We start from the raw sequence: 26284 nt of genomic DNA, 5'->3' as shown, positions 1-26284 counted from the left end.
CATTCGGACCTCCGAGTTTCCGGTCCAATCAGGTTCCTTTCCGGGCTGTCCTCGCGGCGCTGCAGATAGATGACGCCAGGCTGGGAGCACTGCCGCCCATCCGCGGACAGCGTGGTCTACATTGCCTCTATCGGCATCGGTCTGGAGGCTGCTCATGAATCTACGCAAACAGGCCGCCAGTCTCGCCATCATGCATGCCTGTGACGTCCTGCAGCCGCTGATCCTGTTGCCCTATGCCGGACGTGTCCTGGGACCATTAAGTTTCGGGCAGTATGCGTATGCAATCGCCATCGGACAACTGGCGGCCAGCGTCGTGGCCTACGGATTTCATTGGACCGCGCAGCGCAAGGTTGCCTCCATCCGGCACGACCCGGCGGCGATCGCGTCCGTCCTTGCTCAGGTTACTGCCACCAAGACGATGCTGTTCGCTGCCGCATGCCTGGTCGGTCTAGTGCTGGCCGGTAACGTTCTGGCGCTCAGCAGGCCGATATTCTTGTGCGCCATGCTATCGGCTGCCGGCGGCATCTTTTTCCCCTCCTGGCTCTTCATCGGCCTGGAACGCGCCTGGCAAGCAGCCGTCGCAGTCGTTGTTGCTCGCCTTCTCGCGCTCGTGTTTTTCGTCGCCATGGTCGCATCACCCGACCAGCTCGCGCTCGCCGTTGCCATCCAGAGCGGAGTTCCCGTTATCAGCGGCCTGGTCTGTCTACCCTTTATTCGTCCGATTGGGTTCGGCGGCTTCAGGTGCTTGACGCTTTCGGCCATTGGTATGCAGCTGCGCTACGGCTGGCGCGGATTCCTCTTTGCCGCCGTCGAGCGCGTCCTTATCACCCTGCCTGTTCCGCTTGTCGGACATTTCGAAGGTTATGTGGCGGCCGGACAGTACTCTGTCGCCGAAAAATTCCTGCAAGTAGCACGGGTATTCTTCAGATTGCTCATGGATACATTTACGCCGCGGGTTGCATATTATGCCCAGGTCGACCCTGCGGCCGGAATAGCGCTGATAACGCGGTCGCTATTCACCGTAGCAGGTGGGGTGGCGATGAGTGTCGGGATGTTCTTTGTTGCTCCTTATGTAATATTGTTCTTCTTTGGGGACGAATATGCAGGCGCTCTTCCTATCGTGCGCGCAATGTCGATTTTGCCATTTCTGATGAATGTTAGTACAGTTACATCGAATATATTCATGTTCAATTACGGATATGAACGTGAATGGATAGTGCTTAATGTCTCCGGACTTCTAGTATTCCTGTATGCCTCGTACCAGTTGTCGTTCCTCATGTCGGGGGAAGCCATTGTGTATGCGCTGGTGGCCAAGGAAGTCGTCGTACTAGTGGTTTCGGCCGGGTTCTTCCTTATTGGCGGAGCAGCCGTTGTTAGCGCGGCATCGGCACACGACACAGGCCCGGCGCGAGGGTATCTGCCGGCCTCCGAAACCGTGCCGCTAGAGGATGAGGCAGGTCGCGCGTAGGAGTTTCAATATGCTCGCCACCGATCACTTCGTGGTTCCGTCGCCCGGGTCGCCTCACGAGCCGGCCTTCCCCCCCCCAAAGGATCGCGACACGCTGTCCGTGGAAGACATCATAAGATTTAGTCGACGGAGTTGGCGCATCTGCCTCTTCTGGATGGCCGTGAGCCTCGGTCTCGGCGGAGTATTTGCGATCCTTTCGCCCGGACTTTACACGGCCTACGCGACGATCCTGCTTTCATCTCCGCCCCCTCTGCAGGCTGACGAAGTTGAGATTGCGGATGCGCGGGCCCATGTCGATAACCAGATCCAGGTAATTCAGTCGGACGAAGTGGTGGGGCGCGCCGTTGACCGTACCGGGCTTTTGGAAGACGAAGAATTTATGCGGACGGATGAGGGCTTACGGGAGCGGGTCACCGGCTATGTGCGCAGCCGACTGGCATCTCTTTTCGGCACCGAACTGCCAACGGTCGAGCCCAATCTCCGCCATGAGGCGACGATCCGCCTGAGGTACGGACTTTCCGTTCGTCAGCTGGGTTTCTCCAATGCTGTCGAGATCGGCTTCACCTCGCAGGATCCTTACTTCTCGGCCGAGCTCGCGAATGCAATCGCCGGCAGCTACATCGAAAATCAGCGCGAACTCAGGCTGTCGGCGCGCGCGGAAGCAGCATTGGACTTGCAACAGCGCCTGACGGAACTCCGGGACAAGGCCTTTGCCACCGAGGCACTGAAGAAACTCCCGTCGGACCCTCAGACCGCCGAGAACACAAGAGCCCGTTTCCGCGAGCAGCAGAGTACGGCCGAGGTTTATCGCTCCCTGTACAATGCCCTTCTGCAGCGAGCCCATTCGGACTCGAGCGCGTCGTCACTCATTCCGACCGCAAGGGTCATTACGGCAGCCGAACCGCCTCATCGGCGCAGTTGGCCCCCAATGATTCTGGTGGTGGCAGTCTCGATCATCGCTGGTGGTGTTGCCGGCTTCGGCCATGCATTGATCCGGGAAGCGACGGACCGCTCCCTGGAAACGGCGGAGGATGTACGCAGGTCGACCGGTCTTGACCGGATTGCGGAGATCCCCCGAATATCTCGCAGCGAGTGGATTGTCCTGGAACCCAGCGAGCAGTGCTTGCAGCCCATCTACTCAAACGACTCGCCTGCGCTCCACAGTACGATGAGCAAAGTCGCCGCCCGGATGCCCGGAGTACAAGGTCATCAGCGCGGATTTGTCATCGGTGTCGCGTCGCCCGTAGCCAGATCCGGAAGCTCCACGGTTGCGGTTCATCTCGCAAGGGTCGTCGCGGAGACCGGGCAAAAGACGCTGCTCGTCGACGCCAATTGGCAAAAGCCCTTGGCCGGCAAGCCGATGCTGAACGCGGACCCGGGTCGCAAGCTCGCCAGGGCGTTTGCCACCATTCCCACGGATCACAATGGGTTGGAATGCCTCGTACTCAGGCCCACGGCGCCGACGTCCGAACTTAATGCCTCACTCTCAATCACCGCCGCGCTCCAGCGCCTGCAGCAAGAATACGATTGTGTCGTGGTTGATTTTCAGAGCACCGACCTTACCGCCGATCTGGAAGCGGCGATGGATGTCATCAGCGCGGTCGTCGTGGTGCTGAAGGCGCGGCGCACTTCCTCCGATCATCTCGAAGCGATCCTGCACATCATTCCCGCAGAGAAGGTCGCGGCGATCATTGTGAACAGGATGGGGGCATGATCCACCGTGCGTCACGCTCCGGTCGGCAGCGCCGCCGCACTGATCGCGGGAAGCCACGCGAACCGCCACCCCCACCGGTCGGCTTGCATCTTGGTCGCAGTCCTTCCCCCGACGTGCTCGACTACATCCTGTTTCTCCCCGGCATTTGGCTGGCCTGCGCGCTCGGGATATCGCTGCGCCTGATCGGTCCCCTCTTCGTCGTCGTCCCGGTCGGTGTTTGCCTGGCCTATGCCGTTCTGCGGCAGACCGCCCCGCCTCGTCTGCTGGCGATCTACACCGCTTTCTGCGTGTTCATTGCCCTGCTGTCCAGGTATCGGCTCATGCCGGACTCCTGGCAGGTTCACTTCCTCCAAGAAGCGGTCATAAGGCAACTCGTCCCAACGGTAGGCTTCTTCTCCGTCGCGTGGGCATCCAAGGCTTATTTTCGCCGGAGGCTTATAGGGGGTACCCCCTTTTTCAGTGCGCCGGTTTTCCTGTTCCTGTCTCTTGTTGTCGGGCCCGCGGTGATGTTTCAGCAGGGCGTGCAATATCAAGGTGCAGCTCCGGCATCCGCCGTTCTGTACCTTTATGGTTCTTTCATCAACAATATTGTCACCGCCATGTTCTTCATAGCGGGTGCTGTTTTTCTGACGAATGACTGGCGCCGGTACGGCGGCCTTTTGCTCATACTGGGGATTGCCCTCGTGAGCCCCTTCGCTCAGTTCAGGGTGCTTGCGGTCACGATAATCGCCATGCTGGTTGGCATTCCTGGTCGATTGGTGGCCATATGTCTGGTTACGACAATGGTCGCCGCCTATGCCGTCGGACTGAACTTCATACCTCAAACCCTGACTCTGGACGCGAACTCCGGGATCCGCCTCGTCTTCATTTCGGACACCCTCGCATCCGTGGCGGATACATACGGCATTGGCATCGGATTTGGAAAAGAGTCGGTCCAGTGGCGATATGAGTTCCCGGGTTTCGCGGATTTCACCTTTCTTCCTGACATCAGGAACATAACGCACGCCAGGCTGCTCGAGATACTCTCAGTTGGAATTCACAATTCGTTCTTTCAATCCATGTTGCGGACGGGAGTCATTGGATTCGTCTTGATTGTGTCTGCTATATCGGCGGCGTTCCCGCCACCCAGATTGCCGCGCGGCGTCAGAGACCATGCGTCGGCGCTCTTCGTGATCATTTTCCTCGCGATGTTCGTCAATCCAGCCCTCGAGAGCCCTATACAGATCGTTGGGATAGCTTTCGTATACGGCTACCTGATCGCACTGCGCGCCAGCGCTCGGGCCGAGTCCGTGGAATCCGTCCCGGCCAGACCCCTTCGAAGCCGTATTCCGCTGGTCGCGCATCTGTCCGAACGCGAATGCGGCGCGCCCGCGACCGGCGATCTGCCGGGCTCGGTTGAAGAGGAGCGCGCTGTGCCGGCTTTGGAGGGAATTTCCAAAATGCCTAAAGCCGATTTTGAAGCACGTGAGGCGCAAGAGCCGCCGGCTGACGTATCCGCTCTACAGGGGCCGGGCTGATCGATGCGAGTGAGCGCCGGCGGATGGCCTCTCAGACCTGCACGCCAATCCGGCTGAACGCCTGCCGGACCCTGAGGGGGACAAGGAGGCACCGCCGGTATCTGTCACAAGCGGGCAGAGAACCTCAGCGCCTCCAGGAGGAGTGCCCCGGAAGAACCGGCGCCCCAGCCATTAGCGCCGCTCTCGGCCGTGCTTCTTCTGGTAGCATGTGGCCCTGGAACGTGCGGGTTCGCCGGCGGCGGGCAATCCAATGCCAAGCCGCCGGGAGCATGCCGGGCAAGCCGTCGGGGGGCCCCCATGAAGCTCTTGAAATCCTTGTTGTCGGCGCTGTCGCTGGTCACGGCTTCGCCCTGTCTTGTTCCGATCGCTGGCGCCCTGGCCCTGCTGCCGACATCGGCACTTGCCGAATATAAGCTGCAGCCTGGTGATACGCTGGAAGTCTCCGTCACCGGTATTCCGGATTTCAGGCAGCGATTGCTGATCGGAGTGGACGGCGAAGTGAACTTGCCGCTCGTCGGCGAGGTCCGGGTCAGCGGCCTTTCTGTCGACGAAGCACAGGAAATGCTCGCCGGCGGTCTCGCTAACAAGCAGTATCGGCAGGCGACCGCGGACGGAAGCGAAATCTCACACCTGGTCCAGGTCGACCAGGTCGTCGTATCGGTGGCCGAATACCGCCCCATCTATGTTTTTGGTGATGTGACCAGGCCCGGCGAATACGTATTTCGGCCCAGTATGACCGTCCGGCACGCCGTGGCGGTCGCGGGGGGCTACAGCGTTGCCCAGATGCGTGTCGCAAATCCACTCGTGGAAGCGGCCGATTTCCGTTCCGAGTATCAGGCCCTTTGGGCGCAGTTCGCAACGGAACAGGCACGAATCTGGCGCCTTCGCACCGAGCTCGGCGAGGATGTCGAACAGGTTGGGAACGTGCCGGTGCCTGACGCGCTTGCCGCGCGACTGAAGGAAACGGCAACTGCGCATATCGAGGCTCGTCTGGCAGACAGTGAAAAAGACAAGGCGCTTCTGCGCAAGGCAGTCGAGGAGACGAACCGGCAACTGAAGCTCCTCGCTGAAAAGAAGAAGAGGGATGAAGAAGGAAACCAGGCAGATGCAGGCGACTACGAGAGCGTCAGGGAGCTGTTTCAGAAAGGTTTGGCGCCGACCACGCGCCTGGCTGAAGCCCGTCGAGCTATGCTTCTGTCATCAACCCAGCTCCTCGACACAATCGTCCAGGCGTCGAACATCGAGCGCCAGCGCGGCGAATACATCCGGCAGTTGAACAAGATTGACAGTGAACGACAGATCGCTGCCTGGCGGGACCTGCAGGAGGCCTATATGAACCTTGCACAGGTCTCGGCACGTCTTGAGGGGACCGCCCAGAAGCTGGCGCTCACGGGTCAATCCCAAGCCACTTTGCTGGCAGTAACGGATCGGCCCGAAATAAAGGTCCACAGACAGCGAGAGCAGGGATCCGAGATGCTCCCCGGCAGCGAAGATCTGGGGCTCGCGCCCGGTGACGTGGTTGAGGTCGTTTTGCCCAAACCGGACTTTACCCGGGCCGTTGCGTCGTCGCCACCGGCCCCAGCCGTGGCCAACTGAGGTTTAGAAGGTGCGGCCTCGGATGCGCGTTTTGCTGGTTCATAATTTTTATCAGATAAGGAGCGGAGAGGACAGCGTGGTTCGGGAGGAACTCGCCTGCCTCAGGCAGAACGGGGTCGACGTCGAGCTGTTCTCCGCCACGAATGACGATATCGTGCAGGTCTCGCGAAGGATTTCGACCGCCTTGGGGGTTGTCTACAACCCCCTCTCACGGCGTGCCCTGTCCCGAAAATTGGCGGAATATTCACCGGATGTCGTCCATATTCATAATTTCTTTCCTCTCCTGAGCCCTTCGATTCTGGATGCGTGCCGGGAGGCCGGCGTGCCGTCAGTAATGACCTTGCATAATTTCAGAATTCTCTGCCCGAGCGCATTGCTTTATCCCGATGAGAAACTTCGGGAGCGAAGTCTCCAGCACCCCTGCTGGTGGACCGTTCCCAAGAAAGTCTACAGGAATTCCCTGCCGGGCACGCTTGCCCTTGCCGCAATGGTCGAGTTTCACAAGAGAGCCGGCACCTGGTCCCGCAAGGTTGACCGCTTCATTGCCCTTACCGACTGGGCCAAGCGCAAGCTTGTGGAAGGCGGCTTGCCGGCCGAACGCATTGTCGTCAAGCCGAACGCGGTCGCCGGGCCTCCGGCCCTCGGTACGCTTCGTCGCAACGGAGGGCTGTTCGTCGGTCGGCTCGATGAGCACCATAAGGGGGTCGCGACGTTGCTCGACGCGTGGAAGGAGATCGACTATCCGCTGCGGATCATCGGCGACGGACCCTTGGCACCGCTCGTCAAATCCGCCGGCGGGCGCGTAGAGTATCTCGGGCGCCAGCCGCGCGAAACGGTGCTGAGGGAGATGCAGTCCGCAGCATTCCTGCTTTTTCCGTCGAAAGGGACGGAATTGTTTCCAATGACCGTCATCGAGGCCTTCGCAAGCCGGCTGCCGGTCATCTGCTCGGATCTACCATGGATCAAAGGGGTCGTGGAACCAGACGTCACCGGCTTTGTTGTTCCTGCCGGCAATGCCGCCGCGCTAGCCGATCGGGTGCGCTGGGCGCTTTCGAACCGATCCGCCCTGGAGGGATTGGCAGACTGCGCCTTTACCGCCTACCAGCAGCAGTACACGCCCGAAGCAAACTTCAATCGGCTAATGCCCATCTATGAATCCCTGGTCAGGCGCCCGGTCCGAGCCTTCGTGGCAGCGTCGTGAGAGCGATGGAGGCTAGCCCGGAGCCGTGGCGCCGGCGGAGCCGGCCGCTGCGTGGCACGGCATGCCCACGGTGGGGGGTACTCCCTATTTGTCGTTGATCAATCGGTCCCCAGGACCGATCCTACCGTTTCGTGTTCTCGGAGAAGGTTCCGTGCGGCGTATGGAACTCGTGACGCCCGCATTATTTCCATTGTTGATAAGGCCACGGGTGCGACGGCTGGCCGCGTGCCGGTGCCTCTGTGACGGTTTGGTCCGATGCGTATTGTCTTGACCCGGCGCGAACCATTGGATTCGCCTGACGGTGTGAGCATCTTCATTGTTGCACTTGCCCAGGCGATGCTGGAGTTGGGGCACCGGGTGCAGATCGTAGTCGGTGCCTTCGAAAGTCGTGAAAAATTTCAGCGGCTACTTTCGCCTCGCACCGAGCTGCCGATAATCGGATTGAGCCGGACGCCTTTGAGCGGGCCGGCTTCGGTCGCGGCGTGGCTACGGGCGATGGGCATCATCAACCGGTTTCGTCCGGACCTTGTCATCCACAGCGAGGCGGTGCCGCTTCCGCTACAGGGCACGGTTGTCCAGATCGTTCACGATCTCGAGCGGCGGCAGGGGGCGCTTGCGGCCGTCTGGCGAGCCATTCGACGCATGAGCATGCGGCGCTGCCATTACGTCGTTGCCTCGACGACCGAGCTTCAAGAAGAACTTGTGCGGGACCTTGGGCTGCCGGGGGACCAAATTCTCAGAATTCCCAAATGCATCGATCAACAGTCCTATGCGTGTCGTGGACTGGCAAGTCGCGAGCGGGCAATCCTCCATGCCGGCACCTCGCCCTACAAGGTGCCGGAGGCTACGATCGGTGCATTCGGAGCCCTCAACGATCCCTCCGTACGGCTCTACGTGACGGGTGACGTCACTAGACCGGTGGAGGAGGCGGTCGAGGCTCTTCCTGAACCGATCAAGGGGCGCGTGGTCCTTCTCGGCATGACAACGGGAGCACGCGTTCGTGACCTGCACAGCCGCGTTCGCGTCGCCGCTTTCCCCACGCGCTATACGGTTCCCGTCGCCTCGGCAACGGTGATGGAGGCAATCGCCACCGGTACGCCCATCGTCGGTTCCTCAAGGCTTAGCCGGGATGTGCTCGCGGATGGCGTGAATGGGGTGGTGGCCGAACCACAGGCGGAGGCGATGGCCGCAACACTGAAGTCGGTCCTGGATGATGATGACCTTTGGTTGCGTTTGTCGGCGGGCGCCCGGCAGAGGGTCAGACATTTCGATGCCGATAGAGTGGCAAAGCAATATCTGGAGCTTGCGGGTACCTCCGAGCCCAAAGGGACTGACGAACCGCGGCGCGTTCCTGCTCGCAGATCGTCAGCCGCTTTGTCGGCTGTCCCGCTTCCTGTTTTGCAAACGCTTGTTACAGCTGGGGCAATGCTATGATCATCGGGTACTGCCGTATCAATACCTTCGAACCTGCCGCAAGTCTGGAGGCGCAAAAGCTTTATCTTGCCCGGTGCGGAGCGGAGAACTTCTTCTGCGAGAGGTCTGGGATGTTCGGCTCGACGCCGGAACTGGAGAGGGCGATCGCCAGTGCCAGCAAGGGCGACGTGATCGCCGTCACGAAGCCCTACCGCGTTGCGCGCACGACTCGGCAAGTGCTGGCGCTCATCGACAGGCTTGGCAGCAAGGATGTCGGTCTTCGCATCGTCGACACACCTATCGATACCAGCACGACGACGGGACGCATGATTCTCGCATCAGCGCCGCTGTGGACGCTTGGGATGTCCCCGGCGCGGTCGATGCTGGCAGACCTGTTTCTCTTTAGGCGTGGTCGTCGGTAGAGGCACAATCGAAAGCAAAGGCCCCGGCGCGCCCTCCCGCTTACTGCCAGTTGAAGGCCAGCCGCAATGGCAGCCTGGGCTCAAACGCCCTGCGCCTGATGGACCACCCGGCATGCACGGCGGCCCTTTGCCAGATGATGTTGCGGGGATTGGCAAGCGCGTAGACGCAGCAGTCCCTAACGGTGTGCTTTTCAGCCCCTTCCGATATCCGGGTATAGAAGGACAGTCCGTTGGAGGTTGGGGCGTCCCTGCCGTCCCTTGGCTCATTGTAAGTGTCCCGGCTCCGGCAGCGGATGAACGAGCATCCGCCACTGCCCACATCACCCTGCGGGACAGCCGAGAATGCGCCGTTGCCCTGTTGAACGGTGTCGACGTCTTCGACAAGGCAATCGAAACTTCCCTCCAGCATGACGCCAGCGCCGGTCGGGCTGTTGTTATAGAAGACAAGTCCACGCCGAACCATACAGCGATCCGAGCAAAAGACGGAGATGTTGTCTTCGGTCCAGGAAGTGGGACCGTTCTCGGCCGAAAATTCTTCCAGGCTCGAATCCGGGGAGCGGTTGAATTGCACATTCTGTCCACGCGGAAACGGCCCGCGGGCGTCGTGGAGTTCGAGGAGGCTCATCCGGGTGCCCGGACTGTTGACGACATAGACATTGGAGGCTCCGCGGGACGCCTTGACACGGGTGAGAATTGCGTCCGGGCAGCTTTCCAGCTGTATGTTAATGTAGTTCTCGCTCGGTCCCGCCCCCGCGGGGGGAGCGCCGACATGATCGACCTCAAGGTCCTCGAGGAGTATCCCCGCGGCTCCCTGGGCGAATACCCCGCTGCCCAAGCCGTGACGAATGCGGCAGTTGCGGACAATGACGCCTTTATGGAGGACCATGATTCCGTTGCCGTGGGGGGAATAAATATCGAGATTCTCGATAACCTGCCCATCCTTGCGCGACGTCACGGGTCCGCTTGGGCGCAGGGAGGTGGCTAGCCCCTTGCCGCCGCTCGATTGAGCGCTGGCTGGATGCACCGCTGGGCCGATGACGCCCGCGCCAGTCAGCGCCAGCAGACCGGCGAGGAGATGTCGTCGATCAAGATGCGCGACTTCACGGATGCGATGCGGCAGGCGGCATTCCCGCCATCCGGATTCAAAATGCCGCCGGTTGCGCGACATCGCAGCTATCCATCCGAGGCGTTCGGCGTCGCCTCTGCCTGTGCGGATGCGTCGAGGTGGCCGACTAACTGAAACTTGGCAACCCGCCCACATCCTCTCGGCACGGCGGCTTCTCCGGCAAAGTTGTCTTCAGGCATCCGATCTCCCTGTGCGCCAGCCATAGGTTTCCCAAACGAGCCTGCATACAATCTCTCCATTCAGCCCGAACCGAAAGCCCCTCATAAGGCTTAGCTTAATACGGATGGGCAAAGTGTCATCGGCCTGATTCCCTGCCATTCTCTGAAGCTGGCAATAAGCGGAGCGCGAAGCTATGTCGGTTGAGGCGGATGTCTTTGATTATGTGATCGTCGGAGCAGGGGCGGGAGGCTGCATCTTAGCCAATCGACTGGCGGCTGACGGCACCAAAACGGTCTGTCTGCTCGAGGCAGGGCCGTCCGACAACAACATCCTTCTGCACATTCCAGCGGGAATCTACAAGACATCCTCGAATCCGAAGTACGCCTGGCAGTTCGAAACGGAGCCAAGCCCGGGGACGGCAAACCGTTCTATTCCGATGGTGCAGGGCAAGACATTGGGCGGTTCGACCGCAATCAACGGGATGAACTACAACCGTGGCGCCGCTGCAGACTTCGATGAGTGGGCCCTCCAGGGCAATCGCGGCTGGGGTTACACCGACGTGCTGCCCTATTTCAAAAGAACCGAGCGCAGGCTCGGGACCTGCGATCCCTTCTATCGCGGGACGGATGGGCTGCTTCCGATTACAGATTGCGATTGGCGACATCCGCTCTGCGATGCATTCATCGAGGCTGCACTCAATGCCGGCGTCCCGCGCAATCCCGACTACAATGCGGCGAGCCAAGCCGGCGTGGGCTACTACCAGCGCTATATCGACAAAGGATGGCGCATGAGCGCCGCGCGGGCTTTCCTGCGGCCGATCGCCAAAAAGAAGAACCTGGACGTCCGCACGAACGCGCAGGCCACTGCCATCCTGTTCGAGGGAAGGCGGGCCGTCGGCGTTCGGTATGCGAGAGGGCCGGGACACCCCGTGCGCGAGGCGAGAGCCCGTAGCGAGGTGATCCTCTCGGCCGGGGCCGCGAACTCACCGAAACTGCTGCAGCTGTCGGGCGTCGGCGCTGCGGATATGCTCTCCAGGCTTGGAATACCCGTGGTGCACGAATTGCCCGGTGTCGGTGAAAATGTTCAGGACCATTACATGATTCACCTGATTGCCCGGGTGGACGGAATTGAAACGGTTAGCGGACACGGCGCCGCCCTCCTGCGCGAGGCGGCCAAATGGGTGCTGGGCCGCCCGAACTTTCTCGCCGTCAGCCCGTCGCTTGTCTATGGATTTGTCAACTCGCGGGATCTTCACTCCACCCCCGATATCCAGCTCGACCTTGCTCTGGGCAATTATACCGACCACCGCGCGAGGCGGTTTCCGGTCATTAAGCTCGGCTACTATCAGCTGCGGCCGAAGAGCATCGGATATGTGCGGGCCGCCTCGGCAGATCCGTTCCAAGCTCCGCTCATCCAGCCGAACTATCTCGACGATGACCAGGACCAGCAGGTCGTCGTCGAGAGTATGAAGACTGTCCAGCAATTGTTGCGCGCCCCGGAACTAGGGCGCTACAACTGCACGGAAGAGCTTCCCGGCCCAAAAATAGCCGACGACGCCGAACGTCTGCAGTTTGCCCGAGAGATCGGGCTGACGGCCTATCATTTGTGCGGATCGTGCCGGATGGGCCCATTCGACGGTGCCGAATCCGTCGTGGACGATCAGTTGCGGGTCCACGGCCTGCAGGGCTTGCGGGTCGTTGATGCTTCCATCATGCCGGCCGTTCCCTCCGCCAACACCTCGGCCGCTGTGTTCATGATCGCGGAAAAGGCAGCAGACATGATCCTTGGCCGGCAATCCCTCCCTGCACTGGAGCGCGAGAGGCCGGTCGCGCCGGCGGCGGCCGAGTAGTCTAAATTCCGAACAACAACTGCCGGGAGAGGTTTCCTTGAAGAGACGTACACTTGTTGCCTCCGAATTCAATGCGAAGGACCGGGCTCACTTTGCTCTGGCTTACGAGTTTTGCCGTATCGTTGCGGAATGCGAGGATGCTGACCTGATCGCCCCCGGCATCGACAATTACCTGACAAGACATTTTCACGCCGTCCTGCCAAAGCACGACCCTCACAACGTCCAGCGTGACTTCAACAGACTGACGAACGCGGTTCGCAAGGGGTTAGGGTTGAGGAACGCGCCGACAATCGAGCATGTTCGGCTCACTCAAGACTACGATCTTTTCTTCTTCGTCGCCTGGAGCCCCCAGAGCCTCGTGGAATTGTCTCGAATGCACGACTGGCGCGGCCGCAGCAAGGTTGCTGTCGCGTATCTATTCGAACTTTGGTCTAGCACGCTCGAACAGGACCGTCAGTATCTGAAGCTTCTGGACCAGTTCGACCACGTGTTCCTGTTGCATAGCGCGTGCATACCAAGACTTACCCAATATACCCGCACGCCCTGTTCCTTCCTTGCCACCGGTGTCGACGGCCTCATTTCAACGCCGTTTCTGTCACCGGTCGAGCGAGTGGTCGATGTATACTCGTTCGGCAACCGGGCTGCGAAAGTACACCGACAGCTTCTGAAGCTCGCCGAGGAGCGGGACTTCTTCTATCTCTATGACACGCTCGCAAGCACAGATTCACGGGTGAAGGACTGGTACGAGCATCGGTTGCTCCTCGCCAACATCATCAGGCGCACGCGATATTTCATGGCTTTCAGTCCAGCGACGCTTGCAAACTCCAAATCCGGCACGGTTGCCGGCGAGCAGGTGCTGCCTGCCCGTCTTTTCGAAGGGGCCGCAGGCGGCGCCGTCATACTTGGGTCCGCGCCGCAATGTGCCGAATTCAGCGAGCATTTCGACTGGCCGGACGCTGTGATCGAGGTACCCCCTGACACAGGCAGTATCGTCGAGGTCATCAACGAACTGGATGCAAACCCCCGACGCACCGAATTGCTGCGCCGGACGAACGCGGTTCGCAGCCTCGAGATGCACGACTGGGTTTACCGGTGGGAGCGCATCCTGTCGACGATCGGCATGGAGCCGACCCCGCAACTCCACCTCCGCAAGTCCCGGCTGCAACAGATCGCCACTGATGCATTGGCGCCCGCCTAGACGGGATGAGGATAAGTTTGTGCGGCCTTACGCCTGTGTCCCGCTCTGACTTCTTAGAAACGATTGCGTAAAGCGAGAGCGGCGGGTCCGCTCGCCGGCATCCTGGATGCCGATCGTCTCGGGCACGTTTCGTTCGATCGGCCCGACGTGCCTTAGCGGTGGATTGGCGTGCCTTGCCGAGATCGGCGGACAAGCCGGCTGAACCGACCGGCCGCTTCACGACAGTCGAGCCTTCGCCGCGCGACCCGCTCGGGGCAACTATCGCCGATCATCACGGCCATCTCGATCGTCACCCCCCAGCTCAACGAAATGCTGTTTCGGATACCCCTCAGTGGTCGAAACCGTTCGAAGCGGCTGATCAGCCACTGGCCCAGCTGTCCTCCAGTCTTGCGTCCAGTGCGACGCGTAAAGCAGCAGACGTCAACAGTTGCGTGCTCACTTTTATTTCGAGGTACTCCGATGGGCAAATCGGCACCGGAAACGGTCTGGGAAAAGCCGCATGGCCCTCGATTCTGCCCTTTGGGGTTAGAGCTTTTGCCGAATTGGATTCGCACAGTGTCGCTGCCATCCTGACTGAACTCGAAGAACCGAGTGCTACTGCAGCGACGACAATCGAACTTCGTGACCGCAGGCGACGGGTACCACGCGACGCTGGGCACTTCGGCTTTTTTCGGCCGAAGAGGCGGTCGTCGCGTGGATGAATGCGGCTTTGAACGAGTGGAACGCCATGGCACTTCTTCAAGAAGAGCGCCCCACCGCGGGCGCGACCTCAAACGCACCGCGCTGGAACGTACCTGTCAAGGCCAGCGTTCTTCTGCAGTTGTTTCCGCTTCTCGAGGCGACGTCCGTCGTGCTGCTCAGCATGCTCTCGGGAATGGTGTTCGATCTTGTGAGTTTCGGGCATTTCGGCGAGTACGGCCGCAACTTCGGGCTCGGTGTCGTTGTCGCCGCGCTTTTTTCGACGTCCGCGCATGCGCGCGGCCTCTATCCGGGTTCCGAGCCCCGGTGGCCAGCCTCTCAGATCAAGGAGGTGGTGCTGATCTGGACGGCGGTCTTCCTTGGTCTGTCGGTTGTGGCGCTAACACTCAAAGTGGGAGACATCTTCTCGCGCGAAGCCGTCTTGCTCTTCTTCGTGGCGGGACTGGGCGGCATCATCTTCGCGCGCCTTGGGGCGAAACGGCTATTTGCCTCTTTGACCACATCGAACGTGCTTGCCAAACCGCAAGTGGTGATCGTCGCGCAGTCAGATGTGCGCTCGTTAAGCAGCGTGGTCCAGGCAATCAAGGCATCTGGATCCGACGTCTGCCAAACGATTACGTTGCCGCCGGCCTCCAGCGAGGCCGCGTTTCTGGAGTGCATGAATAAGCTCGTCGAACATGTGCGTTGGCGTTCTGTCGACGAGATACTCCTTGCTGCCAATTGGGCCGACATATCTTTGATTGAAAAAATTACGGGCCATCTTTGCATGGTTCCGATACCCGTGAGGCTCCTCCCGGACGACATCGTTAGCTCGCTTCTAAAACGGCCGTTCGTCAACGTGGGAGGAACGAGGGCGATAGAGCTGCAGCGCGCGCCCCTGACGGTATCCCAACTGCTTAGGAAGCGGCTGTTCGACCTTTTGCTGACCTCCGCCGCCCTTCCATTTATTCTCCCCCTTTTGGCCGTTGTAGCGGCGCTCGTTGCACTCGAATCCAAGGGGCCGGTGCTCTTCTGTCAACGTCGTGTCGGTTTCAACGGACGGCCATTCAAGATCTACAAGTTCAGGACGATGACCATCCTGGAGGACGGCGCCGTCGTCCCGCAGGCCTGCAGGGGCGATCCCCGCGTCACCCGCATTGGGCGCCTGTTGAGAAGGACCAGCCTCGACGAGATTCCCCAGCTCTGGAACGTGCTGAAGGGCGACATGTCGTTGATAGGTCCGCGGCCGCATGCCCTGGCGCATGACAGCGAATACAGCCAGATCATCTCATTCTATACAGCACGGCACAAAGTAAAGCCGGGAATCACCGGCTGGGCGCAAATCAATGGCTGGCGCGGCGCAACACCGCAGGTCGACATGATGATTAGGCGTGTCGAGCACGATATGTGGTACGTCAACAACTGGTCGATCTGGCTCGACGTTAAGATCCTGCTTCTGACCATCCCGCGCGTCTGGACGGGGCGAAACGCCTATTAGGCCAGCTCGGCCGATCCGGATCGAAGCCAAATAACCTCGAAGCGTGGTTTCTGGGCCGCGAAGCGGCACTCGGAAGAAACGGAGCAGTTCCTCCGCTTGAATACGACTTCTGGGTGATGTTCGGTACCATCAGCTGCCCGGCTCTATTCCAAAGACGTTGTTACAGAACAGCCGAATGCAGGCGATGATCAGCGCTGGACACAGCGACAGTTCAACGGATGAGCCGAGGTTGAAGCTCGAATGAAGATGGCCCCCTCGTCTCGCCTTCCTGTCAAATCGAACATCTCCGACCCCACTCAAACGAGGATGGCCGCATCTGTGAGTTCGCACCAAACTCGAAACACTGGCCGCTCTCCTGGGTCGCTCCTGGCGGAATTTGCTGCCGTCGACTTTGCGCCCCAAGGTCGACTTGCAAGCATCAGAGGGCAGAATATCCTGCTCAGTTTGTCGCGCGGGGCCGTTTTTTCGCTGAATAACACCGCTGCGGACATTTGGCGGTTGCTTCAAGAAGGCCTGACGGTCGAGGCTGTTTCGGACGCAATGGTTGCCCGCGGCGTCGACGCGCAAGAGGCGCGCAATTACATCGAGGCGGCGCTCCAGGACTGGGAACGGCACGGCCTGATCCAGCCTCTTTCTCCACCGACCCCCGCCGAAACTTACCTGCGCCAGATCGTTGCCGTTCCCGGTCTGTGTGCGGCCATACTGTATCCGGCTTCTATCGCCTTTCCGGCCGCGACCGCGTTTCAGCATCTCGAGGTCCGGGACATGGGGGTAGACGTGGTATTCCATCTGGTCGAAAGCGGAGAGCGTGTTCACCTGTTCCGGGATGGCCACTGGGTTGTATCCTGCAGTCGAGACGAAATTCCGGTAGTGGTCAAAGGGCAACTGATGACCGAAGTGCTTCGGTGCGGTGAGTATGAACTAGCCCTCCATGCGGCGGCACTGCACAGGAATGGCCGTACGCTCCTCCTTTGTGGCAACCCTGGCTCCGGCAAGACGACGTTGGCGTTGGCGCTGGTCCACGCGGGATTTGGATTCGCGGCAGACGACGTGACACTTCTCGACTCGGCCGGACAGGCTATCGGCCTTGCTTTTGCGCCTGCGGTGAAATCGGGTTCATGGCCAATTGTAAGAGAATATTTCCCGGAAATCAGCAAGGCTCCGGTTTACCGACGTCCCGATCGCAGACGCGTTCGTTTTCTTGTGCCCGACGATCCCCTCCCTCCCGTTCCCCATCCCATTGACTGGGTGGTTCTGCTCCGTCGTGCGCAGGATGTCGACCCTTCATTGCAGGTGGTTGCGGCGACCGACATCCTGGGTGGCTTGGTGAACGGCGCCGCCGCGCCGAATCAAGAACTCAGCAGCACCGCCTTCGACGCGCTTTGCCAGGTCCTCCGAACCGCAAATGGCTATTGCCTCACTTATTCCAATTTGAATGACGCGGTAGAACTGCTGGAGGCGGCGTGCCAATGAAGCCCGCCCGAAGTGCGCTCGAGGCACTGATCGCGGGACTACGCGGCCATCTCGTCGTGACAACCGATTGGCAAGCGCTGATTGCCCTCGCCAACCACACCCTGCTTACTCCCGCGTTGTTTGCCTCTCTTACCCAATCGGGGCAGTCGGACCGGCTCCCCGAAGACGTGCACGAGTATCTTCGCTTCATTTACGACTGCAATCGGGAGCGTAATCTGCGCTTGCGCAGCCAGCTGAATGAAGCCGTCGTTGCGCTCAACCAGTGCGGCATTGTTCCAGTCTTGCTCAAAGGCGCCGTTCCCTTGTTTCTTTCGTCTGGCGGTAGGGTTCCCGACAGGATCATGAACGATCTCGACCTGGCTGTGGAAACAGGCTCGGTAGAGGCCGCCCGCGCCTGCCTCACCAATCTTGGCTATACGGAAGTGGCGTCCTCTCGCGACGGAATGGGACGCCCGCAAGACGTCGGTCTCCTGGAGCTTCGGCCGTTTCATCGGATTGATCGGGAGCCTCCGAAGCTTGCCAGCCGCCGCGGCGTTCGGGCCAGAATCCCCACCCCGCAATCCCGGGCTCTCCACTGGATCATGCATGATCTCGTCAAGGAGGCGGACTACTGGCGCGGAAGAACAGACTTTCGCCACCTCTATGATCTGGCACGACTAGCCAAACAGCATGAGCTGGATTGGGCAGCATTGCGCGCATCCTTGCCCGATCGGCACACGAGGAACGCGTTTGACACTCAACTCCTCGCATTAAGCCACTTCTTTGGCGCCAGCGTACCGGCGCAATGTGTGCGGCGCCCATTGGTTCGCTTTCAGCATTGGCGGCGCGTCTTCCCCCTGTACCATCCCTTCCTCGGCGTTCCGCTGCGCCTGGTCGGCAATTCGCTCTGGGGCATGTGGCGTGTGCTGCATGGCGATGGCGTGGCGCTGCGGAATCCGCTGGGCATGGGGCGCCGCGCCGCCAGCATCCTCCTCGATGCCGATCTTGGATCAAAAGTGTAGTAATACTTAATTTTCAAATGGCGTTAGAAGAGTGTCTTGTTCCCGGGAAAGTTGCTGTTTATAAATTAAAGATGCGTAACGGTAAAATTCTTGAGGGATTGGAGTATTTTCGATGAAGAGACAAACGAAGGCGAAAGGCGCCAAGAAAATCGAAGTAAAGTCGGATGATTTGACCCAAGAAGAGCAGGCGCGCCGCGAATTTCTGAAGAAGGCGGGGCAGTTTGCCGTTGTTACACCTCCATCCATTGCTCTGTTGCTTGGCACTAGTTTAAATTCGCAAGCCATTGCGGCGTCGCACGGCGGACGTGGATGGGGCAAGCCTGGATGGGGCAAGCCCGGATGGCCTCGGTAGAAGCCGCCCGCGCCTGCCTCACCAATCTTGGCTGTTGCGAAGTGGCGTCCTCTCGCGACGGAATGGGACGCCCGCAAGACGTCGGTCTCCTGGAGCTTCGGCCGTTTCATCGGGTTGATCGAGAGCCTCCAAAGCTTGTCAGCCGTCGCGGTCGGCAATTCGCTCTGGGGCATGTGGCGTGTGCTGCATGGCGACGGCGTGGCGCTGCGGAATCCGCTGGGCATGGGGCGTCGCGCCGCGAGCATCCTCCTCGATGCCGATCTTGGATCAAAAGTGTAGTAATACTTAATTTCCTAATGGGTCAGAAGAGTCTCTTGTTGCCGGGAAAGGTACGGTTTATAAATTAAAGATATGTAACGGTTAAATTCTTGGGGATTGGAGTATTTTAGATGAAGAGACAAACGAAAGCGAAGAGCGCCAAGAAAATCGAAGTAAAGACGGATGATTTGACCCAAGAAGAGCAGGCGCGCCGCGAATTTCTGAAGAAGGCGGGGCAGTTTGCCGTTGTTACACCTCCATCCATTGCTCTGTTGCTTGGCACTAGTTTGAATTCGCAAGCCATTGCGGCTTCGCACGGCGGAGGTGGATGGGGCACGCCTGGATGGGGCAAGCCCGGATGGCCTGGAGGCGGCAAGAAAGCAGGGGGCAAGAAAGCCTTACGCTTGGGTCGTCTTGCCCGCAAGCTCGGGTGATGTGTCATCCGGATTGAGGCGCGCTACACGACAGTCGATCGAAGGCGGCGGAGGCTACCGGCTGGTTACTTCATAGTTCTGCGCATCAGGACGTTGCCGCGCGGGTGTACCGCAGCGGCCTTGCGCCGGTCTTCGATACGTGCGCCGCGTTCTGCACCCGTCTTTGGGACATTCGACGAGGAAACGGTATCATCATCGCCGGTGCGCTGATGGGCTTTGCAGGCTCGCATCGAGCGCCGCGCCCCTTACGATCATCGCGGATTGTCGGGAACCGGACGCCTGGCGTGTCGATCGGAGTCCCCTCCCAACGCTTCCATCGCAACTCTGCAAGCCGACAACCTGCCGACAACGTGCGCAACGCCGTCCCGGTGAAGGCGCCGGCGCGCAGCGCCAGACTCATCCCAAACCAACGAGGCTACACACTTTCTTGCCGAGATCGATTTCCAAGCACGAAAATAGTCATCGGTCCGTTCCTCTCTCGTTCGCAACAAGAGCAATTCTGACCGATCGCGCCGGAGAGGGGCGGGGCCGTCCATAATCATAAACCCCGCCGATTCCGGATTTCAATTCGAAGCCCTCGAAGAAAAACAAAATCCAGCGCCACCGCCGCCGAACCAATGATTCTTCGGATTCTCTTTGAATAAGAGAAACAGTCTTTCGGTGCTTTCGGCAAATTTCGCCAGTTCGTCTGTCTCTCCGGAATTGTCTCCTATAATGATGGAATGTTCATTTATCTTATTCGATATTGTCTCATATTCGAGCTTCTCGTAAGATGAAGAATGGTCGCTGTCATTTATGAATACATCTATTGTTTCTGAGAAAGTCTTTAGAGTTTCTATAGAATCACCGATCAGAATGTCGCCATGCTCCGAATAGGGCGGCGTCAAGAGCCACCCGGCTTCGGGATTGATATCCGTCCCGTAATAATGGCCGGGGCTACCGGAAGCCTTATTCCTGCGCAGCGCGGCACAAAGAATAATCGAGCCGAGACCTTTGTCGACACCCGTTTCGACGACAATACGCGGCTTCATCAGGCGAACTACCGCGTACCACGCTGCGCGCCGCCCGTAGAAAATGTTTGCATCGCACACGCCTCGATAGGCGCTCTTTCGAATCGTGTCAGCGATGGAATTACGCAATTCGGCGTCTTCCTCCAATTCCAAGAGGATCCTTTTCACGTCCGCAAGCGGCGCAGCTGTGACGAAGCTGAGCGTGTGTGCGAGATAGAGCAGATTGTCCGCTGTCAGCTCGTAGGTGAAATTGGTGTGCTCGCGTGACCGCGCGAGCCAATGCAGATAATTCCCGAGGACGGGCGCGATGTATCGGCCGCCGACATAGGCCCGATAAGGCAGGGCGAGTATCCGCGCAGCCTGGCTGCGCTTGATGGGGCGGAGAAGCTTTCGGATCGGGATGTTCAACGGCATTCTCCACGCATGCGTAGGAACCGGCTCGCCACGAGCGGGAGAGCCATGGCCAATAGGGGACGGCTTGGGCATGGGACATTCCCTCCATACATGAATATTCTATCAAGGCATGAGTGCGTACGGCGGGGCAATTCCCCTTTTCGACTTACCCAGGGGGGATCGGCTATAGCGCCGGTCGCGCCGCCACGATCACAAGCTCCGCAGCCTGTCATCTCGAAGACGCGCCATCGCCAAACTCGGCAAGTTCGATCTGCTGCAGAGGGTACTGGCGAGCCCACTTGATCAGGGTGCGGTCACATACGCTCGCACCCCACCGCTCTACGGCGCCGCGCGTCCTTCAAGACGCAGGACGTCTCGGTTAAGCACGCTGGCTCAGTTCTCGCGCATGCCGAGCCTGAATGCGTCCGTCAAGGGCTGAGTCAGATAGGACAGCACGGTCCTCTCGCCGGTAGCGACGATCACCTCCGCAGGCATACCGGGCCGGAGCTTTGCGCGGACCACCTCGGGAAAGTCAGAGACCTGCACGGACACCTTGAGCTCATAGTAGGGCTGCCGCGTCACTTCGTCATGAAGCGCGTCGGCAGCAACCGCCTTGACCTCTCCCATCGCGATCGGAGTCGAGCGAGCCTTGAACGAAGGAAGTCGGATCTCGGCAGGCTGGCCCTCGACAACATTGTTGATATCCACTGTAGACATCTTCGCCGAAACGACCAGAGTGTCGTCATCGGGGACGATCTCCATCAAGGTCTCGCCGGGGCGAACCACGGCTCCTATCGTGTGGACTTTAAAGCCGACGACGCGCCCGGAGCGAGGTGCGCGTATTTCGGTGCGGCTGAGCACGTCATCGGCCACATGGAGCTTTTCGCCGGCGTCGGCGAGCTTGGCGCTGGTCTCGGCAAGCTGTATCGAGACCTCCTCGAAGGCCTTGCGCCCGACTTGCTCGATCTGGAGCCGCGCCTCGCCGATCGTGTGGCGTGCGCCCGCTATGTCAGCAACGAAGGCTCCAAGCTGACCCTGGAGATCGGCCCGCTGCCGTTTGAGCGTGGTCAGCCGCGTAACCGGAATGATACCTTTATTGGCCAGCGGCGTCAGCTCGTCATGCTCTTCCGTAATGCTCTCGATTTGCGAACGGACGGCCTCGCTTCGGGATTGCACGGCCTCAATCTGCCGTTCGGACTGGGCGATGCGCTCTTTCAAAATGGAAACGTCGTTCGTTCGGGCCAAGCGGCGCTTTAAGAACAGTAGCGACTGATCTTGCATCGCGCGTTGGGCCAAGGGGGCATTTGCAGCTCGCGTGAGTTCGCGCGGGAAAGTGACCATGTCGGCCCCATCCAATTCCGCCTGCAGTCGAGCCTTTTGGGCAAGCAGCGAGAAGAAGGCAGACTTGGCAATTTCGCCCTGGGCCCGCGCCTCGGTGGAGTCGAGACGAACGAGCACCTGACCCTTGCCCACTTGCGCATTGGGCGAGACGAGAACCTCACTTACGATACCGCCCGCAAGGTGCTGGACTGCCTTCCGGTCGGTTTCGACCACAATGCTACCCGAAGCGACCACCGCGCTGTCGAGTCTGGCTAGAGCGGCCCATCCACCGAGGACGCCGAAGGTCAGCACCACGATGCCAAAGCCGATCCGCGCGGGCTTGCGCCAGTCTCCGGAGAGGTTTGCGTGCGACGGTTCGTAATCTGGGCCGGCAGAATCAGGTCGCGCGGAAATCGGCGGGAAGTTGGCTCGAGCCGCCTGTGCCCGAAGCAAGAGCGATAAAAGCGTAGGCCCCACCGCGCCTGTACGAGCGGAGGTCATGGTCGTGCGGGCAGTCCGCACCAGGAGCTCGCGACCGTGCGCTATTGTTGGGACCCTTTTCGAGTTTTCAGGCGTCATCGTTGACCTCGGCGCGCTACGCATCGACGCGTGGCCTGAGGAGAGGAGTCGAGGCTGATGCTGGCGGTCCGGCGCGCCCCCCGTCCCAGACAGGCCGCCGCGGTGTCGATGCTACGTTCGGGCCGATGATCGACGGCAGCAACTGGTCCCGACTGCCTATCTGCGCCACCCGCCCTTCTTGCAAGATAATAATTCGATCCACCACGGACAGGAGGTTTGGCCTGTGGGTCACGATCACGACGGTCTTTCGGTAGCTCCTGAGCCTTTCGATGGCCTGGACCAGCGCTCGGTTGCCATCGCCGTCCAAATTGGCATCAGGCTCATCGAGCACGACGAAGCTCGGCTTGCCGAACAGGGATCGCGCGAGACCAACCCGTTGGCGCTGACCACCCGACAATCCAATTCCATCCTCCCCGATGTCGGTCATATATCCGTTTGGGAGACGCTGGATCATCTCGTGCGCGGAGGCGTGTGTTGCAGCCTCAATTACCTGCGCATCGGCCGCGTCTGCCCGGAAGCGCGCAATGTTGTCGCGCACGGAACCGGAGAACAGCTCGACGTCCTGGGGCAGATAGCCGAGTGCGGAGCCGAGCTGGTCCGGATCATAATGGCGCAAGTCGTTGCCATCGAGCCGCACGCACCCCTGTGCCGGGGGCCACGCACCCACAAGCGCTCGTGCGAGCGAGGATTTGCCAGAGCCAGAGGGTCCGACGAGTGCGACGATCTCTCCCGCCTTCAGCGTAAACGTCGCGCCCATGACGAGCGGCGTGGTCGTGCCGGGGGCGACGACGACAAGGTTCTCGGCGGAAACGATACCCGTGGCGTCAGGCAGGCGCATGCGCCCGGTAAGGAGCGGGTTCTCGTCGAATATACGTTCCAGGCGTGCATGGGCGCTGCGCGCGGAGACGATATTTTTCCATTGCGCCACCATGATCTCGATCGGGGCAAGCGCCCGACCCATGATGAGCGACGCCGCGAACAAGACACCTGCGGAGATGTCCTGGTTAATAGCCAGGTGCGCGCCGACGCCCATCACGGCCACTTGAATGGCCATGCGCAGGAATTTGGAAAACGCCAGAAGGGTGCCGCCGCGCTCGCCCGCGCTGACGGAGTTGGCAAGCGCCTCGTCGCGCATTTCGGTGCATCGTGACTGGATCGCGGCCCCCATGCCGAGCCCCCGGATTGCCTCTGCGTTGCGCAGCGAGGAGCCCAGCCTGTCGATGGCGCGAATGTTCGTGAGTGAGGCTCGCAAGAGCAAGCCCTTCGTGGCGCGCTCATTTACAAATGCGATCGTCACGATCGCCACTGCGCCGACGAGGGCCACAAGGCCGATCAGCGGGTGAAGCAGGAAACAGATCACGAGGTAGATCGGCGCCCAGGGCGCGTCCATCAGCGCCATCATGACGCCGCCCGAAAGAATTTCGCGCATGAGATCGAGATCGCGCATTGTCTGCGCATGATTTGATCCACGGGAACGCAGCGCCGAGGAGAGCGCCGCATCGAAGGCGGGACCGGACAAGAGCCGGTCGAACCGCACGCCGGCCTGCTGGAGAATACGGCTCCGGAAATGTTCGAGAGCCACATAGGTCATCAGGAGCACACCGACGATCACCGAGAGCATGACGAGCGTGACTTCATTACGGCTCGTGAGGACGCGGTCATAAATCTGCAGAGTGTACAGCGGAGACACGAACATGAGGAGATTGACGAAGAGCGAAAGCCCGCCAGCCGCGACGAGCCCCGGGCGGATCTCGCGCAGGGCTCCCGTGAGCGGCGATGGCGCCTGCAAGGGGGGCTTGGTCATCTGTTGTAATCCAATGAAGCCGTCGCGGCCGTTCTACCGTTGGCCATCGTCAAGTCTCTGTTCGAAAGAACGGAAGCCAGATGGGCAGGGCGTGAGCCCTGCCCATCTGACCGTGCTGAAGTGTGGGGCAACCGTCTACTGCAGCCGGTTGTGCCAGCCCGTTCAGACTGCGTAGTCCCAGGCGAACTGGTTATCGATGTGCGCCATTGGAGTGGCGGTGGGATCCTCCTGCACATCGGCTACGACCGCCTTTGAGCGATCCCACACGATGTTATTGGGATTGCCGGGATCGGTGTAGGTCGAGTTCAGGATGCTGACTCCGCCGGAACTGACATTCCAGATCAGTCCATTCGACGAGGGAAGCCCGCGGCCCTGGTCCGCGTTGATACCGTCGAACGACCTCGTGTCATCGAAGGTCACATCGCTGGCGTAGGACGAGAACGCGCCATTGGCCTGATGGATGGCGTCAACGTTCAACACGCTGCCGCCGGTCGATCCGTTCTCGAACATGACGCCCACGCCGGTCTGAGAGTTGTTACCGTCGATCACCCCGTTGGAGATCGTCGTATTCGGGCTGGCATAGACCGAGACGATGTCCTCAGGATGTGAATTGGCGGGGTCGTTGAAGGCATAGAAGTCGGTCAACGAACTATTGCCCGAGTTGTTGAACTGGACGAACTGACCGCGCGGGAAGGGACCATGGAAGTCGTAGCCGTCGACATGCGAAAGATCCGCGCCGGGCGAGTTCAGGAGATAGATGCCGGTCGAGCCTTCCCGCACAGTAGTGTTGTGAACGGTCAGGTTCGGGGAATTTTCTGCAATGATGTTGTTGATGTTCGGGCTCGTCTCGGGGGCGATTCCCGCCGGCGGGTCGGCGTTGATGACCTCGGTGTTCTCGATCGTGACGCCGGTTGCGCCCGATACCGACACACCGTCGCCGTTGACGTGATGAATACGGACATTACGCAGGATGACATTGTCGTGCGTGATCGTGACTGCGTCTCCGTTGGTGACGTAAATGTCAAGATTTTCAATCACCTGGCCGTCATATGCAGAGTGGATCGGCGTCGTGGTGTAGGTAAGACCCGGCGCTGGCTGCGTGGATGTCGTCGACGGGGAAGCCGTCGACGTGGAATCGGGGGCCTCGGTCGTCACGGTCGAGGTCGAGCTCGACGTGGAAACTGGGGAAGTCGGAGCTTCGGTCGTCACGGTCGAGGTCGGGCTCGTGGAAGCGGGGGAAGTGGGGACCTCGGTCGTCACGGTCGAGGTCGGGCTCGACGTGGAATCGGGGGAAGTGGAAGCCTCGGTCGTCACGGTCGAGGTCTCGCTCGACGCGGCTGTCTCCGAATTTGAGCCTGGGCCTTTCAACCCATCCGAGTGTTTCCAATGCATTTCCTTGCCGGAATTCTTCGACCTCATGTGTATCTCCAGTCAGAATATTGTAAACGCAAGTATCCCTTCCTCGAAGGACACTCATCGACAATAAACGATAGTTCATCGTTTTGACGAAAACTCGGACACTACAACCATAAATTTCGTCTGTGGTGAATAATGCTAATATTCATGACCAAAATGCGGCGTGGATAAGGCTATACTGCGAAGACTCACCGATAATCGGCGCTCCGTTCAACCTTGCGCCAACGTCGGATTGCAAACGTCGTGCTGATCTCTCGGATCACGCGTGACAGTGACGCCGATCGCCGGACCGGCTTCATCGCCTCGATGAGGGACCACGGCTAGGGTGCGCTGCGCCTGATCCCGACTGGACAGCCGCCGACGTCGTTGCGCATCGCGCTAAGCGGTGCTGCGGAACTGATCCTC

General features: G+C 60.0%; 21 protein-coding genes. 15 read left to right on the top strand and 6 right to left on the bottom strand.

Annotated features, from left to right (window positions below):
* Positions 1-154: 154 nt before the first annotated feature.
* The 7 genes from AU381_RS12880 (at position 155) to AU381_RS12850 (ending at position 9331) form a co-directional block, all read left to right on the top strand.
* Positions 155-1468, top strand: a complete 1314-nt coding sequence (locus tag AU381_RS12880; RefSeq protein WP_064242163.1) for an oligosaccharide flippase family protein — start codon at positions 155-157, stop codon at positions 1466-1468.
* Between the two features lie 10 nt (positions 1469-1478).
* Positions 1479-3182: a GumC family protein gene (locus AU381_RS12875; protein ID WP_162273427.1), complete on the top strand. Its 1704-nt coding sequence runs from the start codon at positions 1479-1481 to the stop codon at positions 3180-3182.
* The gene (locus AU381_RS12870) at positions 3179-4699 is read left to right on the top strand and encodes a hypothetical protein (RefSeq protein ID WP_156528590.1); all 1521 of its coding nucleotides are present in this window, start codon (positions 3179-3181) and stop codon (positions 4697-4699) included. The genes AU381_RS12875 and AU381_RS12870 overlap by 4 nt, the downstream gene beginning before the upstream one ends.
* A 297-nt stretch (positions 4700-4996) precedes the next feature.
* Positions 4997-6295: a polysaccharide biosynthesis/export family protein gene (locus AU381_RS12865; protein WP_064242160.1), complete on the top strand. Its 1299-nt coding sequence runs from the start codon at positions 4997-4999 to the stop codon at positions 6293-6295.
* 22 nt (positions 6296-6317) lie between these two features.
* Complete coding sequence (locus AU381_RS12860) at positions 6318-7496, top strand: glycosyltransferase family 4 protein (RefSeq protein ID WP_064242159.1); 1179 nt, start codon at positions 6318-6320, stop codon at positions 7494-7496.
* 303 nt (positions 7497-7799) lie between these two features.
* Positions 7800-8930, top strand: a complete 1131-nt coding sequence (locus tag AU381_RS12855; protein ID WP_162273425.1) for a glycosyltransferase family 4 protein — start codon at positions 7800-7802, stop codon at positions 8928-8930.
* Positions 8927-9331: a recombinase family protein gene (locus tag AU381_RS12850; protein ID WP_064242157.1), complete on the top strand. Its 405-nt coding sequence runs from the start codon at positions 8927-8929 to the stop codon at positions 9329-9331. The genes AU381_RS12855 and AU381_RS12850 overlap by 4 nt, the downstream gene beginning before the upstream one ends.
* 40 nt (positions 9332-9371) lie before the next feature.
* Here the strand turns inward: AU381_RS12850 and AU381_RS12845 are convergent, their stop codons facing one another.
* Positions 9372-10499 (bottom strand): hypothetical protein, encoded by a 1128-nt coding sequence (locus tag AU381_RS12845; protein WP_156528589.1) that lies wholly within the window; start codon positions 10497-10499, stop codon positions 9372-9374.
* A gap of 310 nt (positions 10500-10809) precedes the next feature.
* Between AU381_RS12845 and AU381_RS12835 the strand changes: the two genes are divergently transcribed.
* The 8 genes from AU381_RS12835 to AU381_RS12805 all read left to right on the top strand — a co-directional run bounded on the left by AU381_RS12835 (position 10810) and on the right by AU381_RS12805 (position 19357).
* Complete coding sequence (locus AU381_RS12835) at positions 10810-12465, top strand: GMC family oxidoreductase (protein WP_064242154.1); 1656 nt, start codon at positions 10810-10812, stop codon at positions 12463-12465.
* A 37-nt stretch (positions 12466-12502) separates the two neighbouring features.
* The gene (locus AU381_RS12830; protein ID WP_064242153.1) at positions 12503-13663 is read left to right on the top strand and encodes a glycosyltransferase; all 1161 of its coding nucleotides are present in this window, start codon (positions 12503-12505) and stop codon (positions 13661-13663) included.
* 727 nt (positions 13664-14390) lie between these two features.
* Complete coding sequence (locus AU381_RS12825; RefSeq protein ID WP_162273424.1) at positions 14391-15839, top strand: undecaprenyl-phosphate glucose phosphotransferase; 1449 nt, start codon at positions 14391-14393, stop codon at positions 15837-15839.
* A 318-nt stretch (positions 15840-16157) separates the two neighbouring features.
* On the top strand, positions 16158-17312 hold the full coding sequence (locus tag AU381_RS12820; protein WP_244520058.1) for a PqqD family peptide modification chaperone: 1155 nt from the start codon (positions 16158-16160) through the stop codon (positions 17310-17312).
* Positions 17309-18313, top strand: a complete 1005-nt coding sequence (locus AU381_RS12815; RefSeq protein WP_064242152.1) for a nucleotidyltransferase family protein — start codon at positions 17309-17311, stop codon at positions 18311-18313. The genes AU381_RS12820 and AU381_RS12815 overlap by 4 nt, the downstream gene beginning before the upstream one ends.
* A 112-nt stretch (positions 18314-18425) precedes the next feature.
* On the top strand, positions 18426-18665 hold the full coding sequence (locus AU381_RS29690; protein WP_156528588.1) for a hypothetical protein: 240 nt from the start codon (positions 18426-18428) through the stop codon (positions 18663-18665).
* A gap of 27 nt (positions 18666-18692) precedes the next feature.
* Positions 18693-18944 (top strand): hypothetical protein, encoded by a 252-nt coding sequence (locus tag AU381_RS12810; RefSeq protein WP_064242151.1) that lies wholly within the window; start codon positions 18693-18695, stop codon positions 18942-18944.
* 110 nt (positions 18945-19054) lie between these two features.
* Positions 19055-19357 carry a hypothetical protein gene (locus AU381_RS12805; protein ID WP_064242150.1) on the top strand — a complete coding sequence of 101 codons (303 nt, stop codon included), beginning with the start codon at positions 19055-19057 and terminating at the stop codon, positions 19355-19357.
* A gap of 563 nt (positions 19358-19920) precedes the next feature.
* Here the strand turns inward: AU381_RS12805 and AU381_RS12800 are convergent.
* The 5 genes from AU381_RS12800 to AU381_RS30540 form a co-directional block, all read right to left on the bottom strand.
* Positions 19921-20775 (bottom strand): class I SAM-dependent methyltransferase, encoded by an 855-nt coding sequence (locus AU381_RS12800; RefSeq protein ID WP_162273423.1) that lies wholly within the window; start codon positions 20773-20775, stop codon positions 19921-19923.
* A gap of 378 nt (positions 20776-21153) precedes the next feature.
* On the bottom strand, positions 21154-22659 hold the full coding sequence (locus AU381_RS12795; protein ID WP_244520057.1) for an HlyD family type I secretion periplasmic adaptor subunit: 1506 nt from the start codon (positions 22657-22659) through the stop codon (positions 21154-21156).
* Between the two features lie 16 nt (positions 22660-22675).
* Positions 22676-24463, bottom strand: a complete 1788-nt coding sequence (locus AU381_RS12790) for a type I secretion system permease/ATPase (protein WP_064242148.1) — start codon at positions 24461-24463, stop codon at positions 22676-22678.
* Between the two features lie 162 nt (positions 24464-24625).
* Positions 24626-25501, bottom strand: coding sequence for a right-handed parallel beta-helix repeat-containing protein (locus AU381_RS12785; protein ID WP_064242147.1), 876 nt, complete (start codon positions 25499-25501; stop codon positions 24626-24628).
* A gap of 7 nt (positions 25502-25508) precedes the next feature.
* The gene (locus tag AU381_RS30540) at positions 25509-25850 is read right to left on the bottom strand and encodes a hypothetical protein (RefSeq protein ID WP_206743866.1); all 342 of its coding nucleotides are present in this window, start codon (positions 25848-25850) and stop codon (positions 25509-25511) included.
* Between the last annotated feature and the right edge of the window lie 434 nt (positions 25851-26284).

Origin of the sequence: Sinorhizobium glycinis (assembly GCF_001651865.1) — a bacterium.
Lineage (GTDB): Bacteria > Pseudomonadota > Alphaproteobacteria > Rhizobiales > Rhizobiaceae > Sinorhizobium > Sinorhizobium glycinis.
Note: the sequence above shows the minus strand (reverse complement) of the source record. Positions and strands in the feature narration are given on the sequence as shown.

Excerpts from the sequence above, each read along its gene's own strand:
- AU381_RS12880 (WP_064242163.1), top strand. The coding sequence starts at position 155 with ATGAATCTACGCAAACAGGCCGCCAGTCTCGCCATCATGCATGCCTGT.
- AU381_RS12875 (WP_162273427.1), top strand. The coding sequence starts at position 1,479 with ATGCTCGCCACCGATCACTTCGTGGTTCCGTCGCCCGGGTCGCCTCAC.
- AU381_RS12870 (WP_156528590.1), top strand. The coding sequence starts at position 3,179 with ATGATCCACCGTGCGTCACGCTCCGGTCGGCAGCGCCGCCGCACTGAT.
- AU381_RS12865 (WP_064242160.1), top strand. The coding sequence starts at position 4,997 with ATGAAGCTCTTGAAATCCTTGTTGTCGGCGCTGTCGCTGGTCACGGCT.
- AU381_RS12860 (WP_064242159.1), top strand. The coding sequence starts at position 6,318 with ATGCGCGTTTTGCTGGTTCATAATTTTTATCAGATAAGGAGCGGAGAG.
- AU381_RS12850 (WP_064242157.1), top strand. The coding sequence starts at position 8,927 with ATGATCATCGGGTACTGCCGTATCAATACCTTCGAACCTGCCGCAAGT.
- AU381_RS12845 (WP_156528589.1), bottom strand. The coding sequence starts at position 10,499 with ATGTCGCGCAACCGGCGGCATTTTGAATCCGGATGGCGGGAATGCCGC.
- AU381_RS12835 (WP_064242154.1), top strand. The coding sequence starts at position 10,810 with ATGTCGGTTGAGGCGGATGTCTTTGATTATGTGATCGTCGGAGCAGGG.
- AU381_RS12825 (WP_162273424.1), top strand. The coding sequence starts at position 14,391 with ATGGCACTTCTTCAAGAAGAGCGCCCCACCGCGGGCGCGACCTCAAAC.
- AU381_RS12815 (WP_064242152.1), top strand. The coding sequence starts at position 17,309 with ATGAAGCCCGCCCGAAGTGCGCTCGAGGCACTGATCGCGGGACTACGC.
- AU381_RS29690 (WP_156528588.1), top strand. The coding sequence starts at position 18,426 with ATGAAGAGACAAACGAAGGCGAAAGGCGCCAAGAAAATCGAAGTAAAG.
- AU381_RS12805 (WP_064242150.1), top strand. The coding sequence starts at position 19,055 with ATGAAGAGACAAACGAAAGCGAAGAGCGCCAAGAAAATCGAAGTAAAG.
- AU381_RS12795 (WP_244520057.1), bottom strand. The coding sequence starts at position 22,659 with ATGACGCCTGAAAACTCGAAAAGGGTCCCAACAATAGCGCACGGTCGC.
- AU381_RS12790 (WP_064242148.1), bottom strand. The coding sequence starts at position 24,463 with ATGACCAAGCCCCCCTTGCAGGCGCCATCGCCGCTCACGGGAGCCCTG.